The organism is Streptomyces tsukubensis (assembly GCF_003932715.1).
GTDB lineage: Bacteria > Actinomycetota > Actinomycetes > Streptomycetales > Streptomycetaceae > Streptomyces > Streptomyces tsukubensis.
Window position 1 is genome coordinate 1,370,554 of sequence record NZ_CP020700.1, and the last position, 10,452, is coordinate 1,381,005.

At 74.3% G+C, this 10,452-nt stretch carries 8 protein-coding genes; 4 read left to right on the top strand and 4 right to left on the bottom strand.

The window, feature by feature from the left end; genetic code table 11:
• Complete coding sequence (locus B7R87_RS04665) at positions 1 to 945, bottom strand: hypothetical protein (protein ID WP_233168766.1); 945 nt, start codon at positions 943 to 945, stop codon at positions 1 to 3.
• A gap of 1,456 nt (positions 946 to 2,401) precedes the next feature.
• On the opposite strand from B7R87_RS04665, the gene B7R87_RS04670 reads away from it, so the two are divergent.
• Positions 2,402 to 3,604, top strand: a complete 1,203-nt coding sequence (locus B7R87_RS04670) for an amino acid deaminase/aldolase (protein ID WP_006350239.1) — start codon at positions 2,402 to 2,404, stop codon at positions 3,602 to 3,604.
• 26 nt (positions 3,605 to 3,630) lie between these two features.
• On the opposite strand, the gene B7R87_RS04675 is transcribed toward B7R87_RS04670, so the two are convergent.
• The 3 genes from B7R87_RS04675 to B7R87_RS04685 form a co-directional block, all read right to left on the bottom strand.
• Complete coding sequence (locus tag B7R87_RS04675) at positions 3,631 to 4,416, bottom strand: 3-oxoacyl-ACP reductase (protein WP_006350238.1); 786 nt, start codon at positions 4,414 to 4,416, stop codon at positions 3,631 to 3,633.
• Between the two features lie 4 nt (positions 4,417 to 4,420).
• Positions 4,421 to 5,791, bottom strand: a complete 1,371-nt coding sequence (locus B7R87_RS04680; RefSeq protein ID WP_130585310.1) for an aldehyde dehydrogenase family protein — start codon at positions 5,789 to 5,791, stop codon at positions 4,421 to 4,423.
• 80 nt (positions 5,792 to 5,871) lie between these two features.
• Complete coding sequence (locus B7R87_RS04685) at positions 5,872 to 7,236, bottom strand: glutamine synthetase family protein (RefSeq protein WP_006350236.1); 1,365 nt, start codon at positions 7,234 to 7,236, stop codon at positions 5,872 to 5,874.
• Between the two features lie 78 nt (positions 7,237 to 7,314).
• On the opposite strand from B7R87_RS04685, the gene B7R87_RS04690 reads away from it, so the two are divergent.
• The 3 genes from B7R87_RS04690 (at position 7,315) to B7R87_RS04700 (ending at position 10,446) form a co-directional block, all read left to right on the top strand.
• The gene (locus B7R87_RS04690; RefSeq protein ID WP_006350235.1) at positions 7,315 to 8,055 is read left to right on the top strand and encodes a FadR/GntR family transcriptional regulator; all 741 of its coding nucleotides are present in this window, start codon (positions 7,315 to 7,317) and stop codon (positions 8,053 to 8,055) included.
• A 166-nt stretch (positions 8,056 to 8,221) separates the two neighbouring features.
• Positions 8,222 to 9,712, top strand: a complete 1,491-nt coding sequence (eat, locus tag B7R87_RS04695; RefSeq protein WP_006350234.1) for an ethanolamine permease — start codon at positions 8,222 to 8,224, stop codon at positions 9,710 to 9,712.
• 50 nt (positions 9,713 to 9,762) lie between these two features.
• The gene (locus tag B7R87_RS04700) at positions 9,763 to 10,446 is read left to right on the top strand and encodes a gamma-glutamyl-gamma-aminobutyrate hydrolase family protein (RefSeq protein ID WP_006350233.1); all 684 of its coding nucleotides are present in this window, start codon (positions 9,763 to 9,765) and stop codon (positions 10,444 to 10,446) included.
• Positions 10,447 to 10,452 lie beyond the last annotated feature (6 nt).

Below are 10,452 nucleotides of genomic sequence, written 5' to 3' on the forward strand. Positions count from 1 at the left end.
TCACTCGGGGGCCTCCGTCGGGGGGTTGAGCGCCGCCCGGAGGGCCCGTTCGGCTCCGGCGGCGAGGCCCGCGGCCTCGTGGCCGAGACCGGCCTGCGCGACGGGGGCCGTCGATGTGGCGTCCCGGGCCGCGGCGACGGGCTGCGGCCCCTCCGCGGCCCGGCCGTCCGCGAAGCCGGAGACGGCGTAGACCACGACGGGCGCGTCGGGCAGTACCTTGAGCGACCAGCTCGCCCGCTGGGCGGCGCCGAACCGCTCGGCGACGGTGCCCTTGGCCGGGAAGGCGCGCGGCAGCAGATCGGGGCGCTCGTCCAGGCTCTGGGTGTCGACGCGCTGGGCGAGGGCGGCCATATCGTGCTCGTCCGCGCCGGTGAAGACCATGCCGACGGTGGTCACATTGGTCGAGGTGGCGTCGGTGTAGGTGGCCCGGACGACGCGGGCGCAGCCGGTCTTCGACAGGGTGGCGGCCAGCCCCGGGTCGAGTGCGGTGACGCAGTCGCTGTCGGGTGCCACGGCGATCCGGGTCCAGACGCGGTCGGCCTTGCCGGGTCCGGCCTTGAGTCCGCGGACCGTCCGGGGGAAGAGGCTGTCGACGGGCGCGGTGTGCCAGAGCGTGTGCGCGCGGTCGTAGGCGGACTCCGCGCCGGAGCCGCCGCCGGCCCCGCCGGTGAGGACGGCGGCGGTGACGGCACCGCCGATCAGCCCGAGTCCGAGTACGGCGCAGACCGCGGCGGCGACGGTCCGCACCGGTCGCCGCTCGGGCACGGGCCGGAGCCGGGCCGTGATCTCGGCGTACTCCTCGGGCGGGAGCAGCGGTGCGTAGGGCGGGGGTACGGGGGGACGGGCCGTGCGCTCGGGCGGCAACGGGCCCGCGGGCTGCGGCCGTACGGCACCGGCACCGGTGGACGGTGCGGGCGCAGGGCCCGCGGGGGACGGCGGGGGCACCGCGGGCCGGGCAGGCGCGGCCGGCTCCGCGGTCCGGCCCCGGCCGGGCCCCTCGGCGAGCGGAGCACGGGAACCCGGGGCGGGCGGCGGGCCGGCAGGCCGAGCGGGCGGGGTGGGCGCGGTGGACGGCGGGGCCGTCCCCTCGACGGGCGCCCCGGTCCCGGCCGTACGCGAAACCGTCGGCCCGGTGGGGTGCCCCGGCTTCACCGGGCGCGCGGCGCGGGACGTTCCGGCCGGTGGGGCGTCCGGGCAGGCGGTGGAGTTCTCGGCCGGGCGTCGGGGCCCGGCGGGGTCCGGTGCTCCCGTACCGGTACGGACGGGGCCGGGCGCCGCGGGCCGGGCACCGGCAGCCGCCGGAGCCTGGCCGGGCGGCCCGGCGGTACGCACCGGCCTTCCCGCGGCCGGGGCTTCGGTTCCGGCTTCGGGGGGCAGTTCCGGGCCGGGCGCTGCGGGGCGCTGCGCCCTCGGCGCGGGGGGCGCCGGACGGGCGTCCCGTTCCGCGGTGCTCTGCTCCCCCGCCGGGGCGCCGGAGGCGGGAGGCCCTGCCGGGCGCGGTGGCACCGTACCGGCCGGGGGAACCGCTGCCGTACCGCTGCCGGTTCCCCCGGCAGGTACGGCGGGTGCTGCGGGTGCCGGCCCGGAGCCGGACGGAGGTGCCGCGGGGCGGGGCGGGCTCGGCGGATCGTGCGGTGCGCCGGACGCGGCGGCGGCCGGTGCGCCGGGCTCCCGTACCGTACGGCCGCCTTCGGAAGCGTTCGACGGCGGCAGGGGGATGCGGAGCCGGGCCGTGTCCCTGTCCCGCGCGGGGCCGCGGGCCGGTTCCGAGCCCGACCGCGGACCGGGAACGACAGGGCCCGTGCGCCGGGGTGCGCCCGGCGCGTCCGGAGCCGTAACCGGGCTCCCGGCGCGAGCGGCGGCCGTCGGCCCGGAGTCCGTGCGTCTGCCGGAACCAGCCGGGCGGGGAGCCGTGTTCTCCCGAGGAACCGGCGCGCGCGTGCCGAGGCGGCGCGTTGCCGTGGCGTCCGTGGTGTCCGTGGGGAGCGGCAGCGGGGTGCCGAGGGGGCGGGTCGGGGTGTCGCGGCGGGGCGCGGACTGCGGTGGCCGGCGGGCCGACGGGTCCGTCGGGGCGCCGGACGGCCCGGTGGGTGCCTTCGGAACACCGGCGGACCGCTGTCCCGGACCCGGCAGCAGGGCGTCCGTGATACGGGAGCGCGGCGGAGGCGGCGGGGTGTCGTCGGCGTGGCCGGGCGGGCTCGGTGTCTCCGTACTCATACCGTCCCCCGTGTCCGATGCCCTTACCGCCGTCGGATCGCCCCTCGCAGCATGCTTGTTCGTCTCCGCGCCTGCGTCACTCTACGGGGTGGAGGGGGCGCGGAGGCACCGGGCGCCGACTCCGCCCGGATCTGCCCCGATCCTCCCCCTACCCCTCGGTAATCCGGTCTGGCAGGCTCTGGCCATGACTCACCGAGCCGCCGACCGGGCCCGGTACGACCGGGCCACCGACCGACTCGACGCGCCCTTCGCCGTCGTGGATCTGGCGGCGTTCGACGCCAACGCCGCCGATTTGGTGCGGCGCGCGGGCGGCAAGCCGGTGCGGGTCGCCAGCAAGTCGGTGCGCTGCCGGGCGCTGCTGGAACGGGCGCTGGCGCAGGAAGGTTTCGCCGGGGTGATGTCGTTCACGCTGGCGGAGTCGCTCTGGCTGGCGCGGGCCGGTTTCCGGGATGTCCTGCTGGCGTATCCGTCCGTGGACCGGGAGTCCTTCGGGCGGCTCGCCGCCGATCCCAAGATGGCCGCGGCCGTGACCGTGATGGTCGACGATCCGGCGCAGTTGGAGCTGATCGACCGGGCCCGGGACGGGGGCCGGGAGGAGATCCGGGTCTGTCTGGAGCTGGACACGGCGCTGCGCCTGTTCGGCGGGCGGGTCCGGGTCGGGGCCCGGCGCTCGCCGCGGCACGCTCCGGAGCAGTTGGCCGCGCTGGCCCGCTCCGTGGTCCGGCGGCCGGGGTTCCGGCTGGTGGGCCTGATGGCGTACGAGGGGCATATCGCGGGCGTCGGGGACGCGGTGGCCGGGAGTCCGCTGCGGTCCCGGGGCATCCGGCTGATGCAGCGGACGGCCCGCCGTCAGCTGGCGGCGCTGCGCGCGGAGTCGGTGAGGGCGGTCCGGGCCGTGGTGCCGGACCTGGAGTTCGTCAACGGCGGCGGGACGGGAAGCGTGCAGAGCACGGCCGCGGAGGATGCGGTGACGGAGATAGCGGCGGGCTCGGGGCTCTACGTACCACGGCTGTTCGACCATTACGCGGCGTTCTCGGGGCGTCCGGCGGCGCTGTTCGCGCTGCCGGTGGTGCGCCGGCCGGGGGTGGGCGTGGTGACGGTGCTCGGCGGTGGCTATCCGGCGTCGGGCCCGGCGGGCCGGGACCGGCTGCCGGTGCCGTATCTGCCGGAGGGGCTGCGGTACGACGCCATGGAGGGCGCGGGCGAGGTACAGACGCCGCTGCTGGGCTCCCCGGCGGACGATCTGCTGATCGGGGACCGGGTGTGGTTCCGGCATGCCAAGGCCGGGGAGCTGTGCGAGCGGTTCGCCGTACTGCATCTGATCGACGGCGACCGGGTGGTGGACACGGTGCCGACGTACCGGGGCGAGGGCCTCACCTTCCTGTGACCCCCGGCCCGGGCGGCTGCAGCCGGCTACAGCGGGGTGACGTAGGCCCCCGAGAGTCCGCCGTCGACGAGGAAGTCCGTGGCGTTGACGAACGAGGAGTCGTCGCTGGCGAGGAACGCGACGGCGGCGGCGATCTCGTCCGCTTCGGCGAACCGTCCGACGGGGATGTGGACGAGTCGGCGGGCGGCGCGCTCGGGGTCCTTGGCGAACAGCTCCCGGAGCAGCGGGGTGTTCACGGGGCCGGGGCAGAGGGCGTTGACCCGGATGCCCTCGCGGGCGAACTGGACGCCCAGTTCGCGGGACATGGCGAGCACCCCGCCCTTGGACGCGGTGTACGAGATCTGGGAGGTCGCGGCCCCCATGAGCGCCACGAAGGAGGCGGTGTTGATGATGGAGCCGCGGCCCTGGCGCTGCATATAGGGGAGGGCGGCCTTGCAGCAGAGGTAGACGGAGGTGAGGTTCACGTCCTGGACCCGCTTCCACGCCTCCAGGCCCGTGGTGAGGATGGAATCGTCGTCGGGGGGCGAGATGCCCGCGTTGTTGAAGGCGATGTCGACGGAGCCGTAGGTGTCGTACGCGGCCCGGAACAGCGCCTCGACCTGCTCGGGGTCGGTGACGTCGACTCGGACGAACAGCCCGCCCGTCTCCTCGGCGGCGGCCTTGCCCGCGGTCTCGTCGATATCGCCGCAGACGACGTGCGCGCCTTCCGAGGCGAGGCGGCGGGCGGTGGCCAGTCCGATGCCGCTGCCCGCGCCGGTGACGACGGCGGTACGGCCCACCAGCCGGCGGCAGACGTTCTGGGGTTCGCTCATGGGGTCAGTCCTCCGTGCTGATGAAGACGTTCTTGGTCTCGGTGAAGGCGGTGAGGGCGTCGGGGCCCAGCTCCCGGCCGAGGCCGGACTGCCGGTAGCCCCCGAACGGGGTCCAGTAGCGGACGCTGGAGTGGGAGTTGACGGAGAGGTTGCCCGCGCGGACGGCGCGGGAGACCCGGACGGCACGGCCGATGTCACGGGTCCACAGGGAGCCGGAGAGGCCGTACTCGGTGTCGTTGGCGAGCCGGATCGCGTCGGCCTCGTCGTCGAAGGGGAGGACGGCGGCGACGGGTCCGAAGATCTCCTCGCGGGCGGCGGGCGCATCGGGGTCGAGGCCGGTGAGGACGGTGGGCGGGAACCAGAACCCGGGGCCGTCCGGGGCGGTGCCGCGGATGCCGGGCAGTTCGCCGGGGGCGTAGGAGCGGACCCGGTCGAGCTGGGCCCGGGAGATCAGCGGGCCCATCTGCACCGTCTCGTCGGCGGGGTCGCCGACGGTGACGGCTTCGATCGCGGGGGCGAGGAGTCCGAGGAAGCGGTCGTACACGGAGCGCTGGACGAGGATCCGGCTCCGGGCGCAGCAGTCCTGGCCGCTGTTGTCGAGGAAGGACATGGGGGTGGCGGCGACGGCCGCTTCGAGGTCGGCGTCGGCGAAGACGATATTGGGGCTCTTGCCGCCGAGTTCGAGGGTGACGCGTTTGACGGTGGCGGCGCAGCGGGCCATGACGGCCTTGCCGACCCGGCCCGATCCGGTGAAGACGATCTTGGCGATGCCGGGGTGGTCGACCAGCGCGGCGCCGGTGACGTCGCCCGCGCCGGGCAGCACCTGGAAGAGGTGCTCGGGCAGTCCGGCCTCCAGGGCGAGCGCGGCGAGCCGCAGTGCGGTGAGGGGGGTGGTCTCGGCGGGTTTGAGGAGGACGGCGTTCCCGGCGGCGAGGGCGGGTGCGGTGCCCCAGGCGGCGATCGGCATCGGGAAGTTCCAGGGGGCGATCACCCCGACGGTGCCGAGGGGTTCGAGGAAGGTGAGGTCGATTCCCCCGGGGACGGGGATCTGGCGGCCGCTGAGCCGCTCCACTCCCCCGGCGCTGTAGTCGAGGAGGTCGCGGACGTTCCCGGCCTCCCAGCGGGCGTTGCCGATGAGGTGCCCGGCTTCGAGGACCTCCAGCCGGGCGAGCTCCTCGATGTGGTCGTCGACGACGGCGGCGAAGCGGCGCAGCAGTCTCGCCCGGTCGGCCGGGGCGGCGGCGGCCCAGCCGCGCTGGGCGGCAGCGGCGCGGGTGACGGCGGCGTCGACTTCGGCCGGGGCGGTGGCGGCGACCTTGTCTACGACGGCGCCGGTGGCGGGGTTGAGGACCTCGTGGTACTCGGGGTGGTGCACGGCGTTCCTTTCCGGGGCGCGGGCGGGCCGGGGGCGTCAGGTGCGGGCGCAGGCCCGGCAGGCCGCGGGCGGCTACGGCCTCAGTGGCGTTCGAAGGAGCGGCGCCGCTCCCAGTCGGTGACCGCGGCGTCGTACGCGGCGAGTTCGACCCGGGCCATGTTGAGGTAGTGGTCGACGACCTCGGCACCGAAGGCGGCCTTGGCGAGGGGGCTGGTCTCCCAGAGTTCGGCGGCCTCGCGGAGGGTGGTGGGGACATGGGCGTGTCCTGCCGTGTACGCGCTGCCGGTGCACGGTTCGGGCAGTTCCAGCTCCTGTTCCACTCCGTACAGTCCGGCGGCGATCATTCCGGCGACGGCGAGGTAGGGATTGACGTCGCCGCCGGGGAGCCGGTTCTCGAAGCGCAGGGAGCGGCCGTGCCCGACGACCCGGAGGGCGCAGGTCCGGTTGTCGTGGCCCCAGGCGACGGCGGTGGGGGCGAAGGAGCCGGGCTGGAAGCGTTTGTAGGAGTTGATGTTGGGCGCGTACAGCAGACTGAAGTCGCGCAGCGCGGCGAGCTGTCCGGCGAGGAAGTGCCGCATCACGGGCGACATCCCGCCGGGCCCGTCCCCGGCCATGACGTTGTGTCCGTCGGCGTCGGCGAGGGAGAGGTGGATATGGCAGGAGTTGCCCTCGCGCTCGTTGTACTTGGCCATGAAGGTGAGGGAGACGCCTTCCTGGGCTGCGATCTCCTTGGCTCCGGTCTTGTAGACGGAGTGCTGGTCGCAGGTGGTGAGGGCCTCGTCGTAGCGGAAGGCGATCTCGTGCTGGCCGGGGTTGCACTCGCCCTTCGCGGACTCCACGGTGAGCCCGGCGGCGGCCATCTCGTTGCGGATGCGGCGCAGCAGGGGTTCGATCCGGCCGGTGCCGAGGACGGAGTAGTCGATGTTGTACTGGTTGGCCGGGGTGAGTCCGCGGTAGTCGCGGTCCCAGGCCTGTTCGTACGTGTCCTTGAAGACGATGAACTCCAGCTCGGTGCCGACGTTCGCGGTCCAGCCGCGTTCGGCGAGCCGGGCCGACTGGCGGCGGAGGATCTGGCGGGGAGCGGCGGCGACGGGGCGGCCGTCGCCCCAGGCGAGATCGGCGACGAGGAGGGCGGTACCGGCGTTCCAGGGCACGCGGCGCAGCGTGGCGGTGTCGGGGTGCATGGCGAAATCGCCGTACCCCTGCTCCCACGAGGACATCGCGTAGCCGTCGACGGTGTTCATCTCGGTGTCGACGGCGAGGAGGTAGTTGCACCCCTCGGTGCCGTTGCCGAGGACCTCGTCGAGGAAGAAGGGGGCCGCGAACCGCTTTCCCTGGAGCCGTCCCTGCATATCGGGGAAGGCGAGCACGACGGTGTCGATCTCGCCCGCCGCCACCAGGGAGCGCAGCTCCTCCACGGCGAGCGGGGGTGTGCGGTCAGCCACGGAATCGCGCCTCCTCGGGTCGGCCGGGAGCCATAAGGTATTGCTGAAGACCATTGCTTGGGAAGAGGGAACGGGGACGTGGCGGAGACGAACGGGCGGGACGGGGCGGAGCCGGGGCGGCCGGTGGCCGTGCTGCGGCCGGTGCGGGCGGGCAACGGTTTCGAGGAGGCACTGGAGCAGATACTCCGGCTGCTGCGGCTCGGGCTGGTGGCCGCCGGGGAGAGGCTGCCCGCGGAGCGCGAACTGGCCGAGCGGATGGGGATCAGCCGGGTGACCCTGCGGGAGGTGCTCAGGGTCCTCACGGAGCAGCGGCTGCTGGAGAGCAGGCGGGGGCGGTACGGCGGGACATTTGTGCTGCCGCGTCCCGAGGCCTACGGCGAGGAGGAGCTGCGGCGCCGGCTGGCGGGCGCGGACCTGGAGGACACGCTGCGGTTCCGCGAGGTGCTGGAGGTGGGGGCGGCGGGGCTGTGCGCGGGGCAGGGGCTGACGGAGGAGGGCGGGCGGCGGCTGCGGGCGGCGCTGGCGGCCACGCACGATGCGCCGCTCGCGGAGTACCGGCGCCGGGACACGCTGTTCCATCTCACGCTGGCCGAACTGTCGGGCTCGCCGTCGCTGGCGGAGCAGTACGCGGCGGTCCGGGCCGGGGTGAACGAGCTGCTGGACTGCATTCCGATCCTGGTCCGGAATCTGGAGCATTCGCAGCAGCAGCACACGGCGGTGGTCGAGGCGGTGCTGGCGGGGGACGCGGAGGGGGCGCGGCAGGCGATGCGCGAGCACTGCGGGGGGACGGCGGCGCTGCTGCGGGGCTTCCTGTCCTGACCGGGCCGTGCGGCACCGGGGCCGGCTGCCGGTCGTTCCGCATGACGGGGCCGGGCGGGCCCGGGGTTCGCCGGAGCGTGCGAGTTCGGCGCAGGGGGCTTGCGCGGATCCCGACCGTACCGCAAAGGTGTCGCCCTCAACCTTTGAAGGCGGGAGGGGTCCAGCCATGGCCGAAGGAACCACTCAGACCAACACCCCACCGGAACCGGCACCTCCGGAGCGGGCCCCCGCCGCCGACGGCTATCTCAGCCGCCGGATGCTGCGCCGTGGCAGCGCGGGCTGGCTGCTGCTGACGGGGCTCGGGGTCGCCTATGTCGTCTCCGGCGATTTCTCCGGCTGGAACATCGGCCTCTCCAAGGGCGGTTTCGGCGGTCTGGCGATCGCAACCGTCCTGATGGGCGTGATGTACGCCTGTCTGGTCTTCGCCCTCGCGGAGCTGTCCGCGATCCTGCCGACCGCGGGCGGCGGCTACGGCTTCGCCCGGCGGGCGCTGGGCACCTGGGGCGGCTTCCTCACCGGGACCGCGATCCTCATCGAGTACGTCCTCGCGCCCGCGGCGATCTCCATCTTCATCGGCGACTACGTGGAATCCCTCGGCCTCTTCGGCCTGGAATCGGGCTGGCCGGTCTACCTCGTCTGCTTCCTGGTCTTCATCGGCATCCATCTGTGGGGCGTGGGTGAGGCACTCCGGTTCAGCCTGGTCGTCACGGCGATCGCGGTGGCCGCCCTGCTGATCTTCGCGCTGGGGGCGTTCACGGAGTTCTCCGCGGACGGGCTGAACGACATCCCGGTCGACGAGGACGCGTTCGGCGCGAACTCGTGGCTGCCGTTCGGACTGCTCGGGATCTGGGCGGCGTTCCCGTTCGGCATGTGGTTCTTCCTCGGTGTCGAGGGGGTGCCGCTGGCGGCGGAGGAGGCCAAGGACCCGGTGCGGTCGCTGCCGAGGGCGCTGGCGATCTCGATGGCGGTCCTGGTGCTGCTGGCGGTGCTGACGTTCTTCGCGGCGACCGGAGCCCGGGGCTCCGCGGCGATCCAGGAGGCGGGGAATCCGCTGGTGGTGGCGTTGCAGGGGGACGGCGACCCGACGGCGCTCAGCCGGTTCGTCAACTATGCGGGGCTCGCCGGTCTGGTGGCGTCCTTCTTCTCCCTCATCTACGCCGGTTCCCGGCAGCTGTTCGCGCTCTCGCGGGCCGGATATCTGCCGCGGTTCCTCTCCCTCACCAGCCGCCGCCGCTCCCCGTATCTCGGGCTGCTGATCCCGGGCGCGATCGGGTTCGCGCTCGCCGCTTCGACCGGCAACGGCGGGCGGATGCTGAACATCGCGGTGTTCGGGGCGACGATCAGCTATGCGCTGATGGCGCTCTCGCATATCGTCCTGCGCCGCCGGGAGCCCGGTCTGCACCGGCCGTACCGCACGCCCGGCGGGACGGTCACCTCCTCCGTCGCCTTCGTCCTGGCGCTCTCCGCGCTGGTGGCGACGTTCCTGGTGGACAAGGAGGCGGCGGTGATCGCCCTCGTCGTCTACGGCGTGGCCCTCGCCTACTTCGCGATATACAGCCGTCACCATCTGGTGGCGAGGGCTCCGGAGGAGGAGTTCGCCGCGCTCGCCGAGGCCGAGGCGGAACTGGCCCGCGACCGCGATCAGGGCCGGGGCTGAGAGGCTTCGGCCCGCCGCACCCCATCACAAGAGAACGCGGAAGGAGCGTCGTGCCCGAGCCTCTGATCGGTGTCACCACCTATCTCGAACCGGCCGCGTGGGGGGTGTGGTCGGTGCCCGCCGCGCTGCTGCCCGCCACCTACCCGGCCATGGTCCACCGCTCCGGCGGACTGGCGGTGCTGCTGCCGCCGGACCCGGACCCCGGCGCCGCGCGTTCCGTGGTCGCCCGGCTGGACGGTGTGGTCATCGCGGGCGGCGCGGACGTCGAGCCGGTGCGGTACGGCGCCGAGCCGGACGCCCGGACGGGGCCGCCCGCCCGGGACCGGGACGCCTGGGAACTCGCCCTGATCGACGCGGCGCTGGACTCGGGCACCCCGCTGCTCGGCATCTGCCGCGGTATGCAGCTGCTGAACGTCGCCCTCGGCGGCACCCTCGTCCAGCACCTCGACGGCCATACGGGCGGTCCGGGCGTCTTCGGCCGCCACCGGGTGACACCGGTGCCCGGCACCCGGTACGGGTCACTGGCCCCGGAGCCCGTCGAGGTACCCACGTACCACCACCAGTCCGTGGACCGGCTCGCCCCGCCGCTGACCGCATCGGCGCATTCCGACGACGGCACGGTCGAGGCGGTGGAACTGCCGGGCACCGGCTGGGTGCTGGGGGTCCAGTGGCATCCGGAGGCGTCCGACGACCTCACGGTGACCAGGGGACTGGTGGAAGCGGCGACGGGCTGAGGGGAA

Bases quoted from the DNA above. Each gene is read 5' to 3' on its own strand.
- B7R87_RS04675 (WP_006350238.1), bottom strand. From the start codon at position 4,416: ATGAGCGAACCCCAGAACGTCTGCCGCCGGCTGGTGGGCCGTACCGCC.
- B7R87_RS04670 (WP_006350239.1), top strand. From the start codon at position 2,402: ATGACTCACCGAGCCGCCGACCGGGCCCGGTACGACCGGGCCACCGAC.
- eat (WP_006350234.1), top strand. From the start codon at position 8,222: ATGGCCGAAGGAACCACTCAGACCAACACCCCACCGGAACCGGCACCT.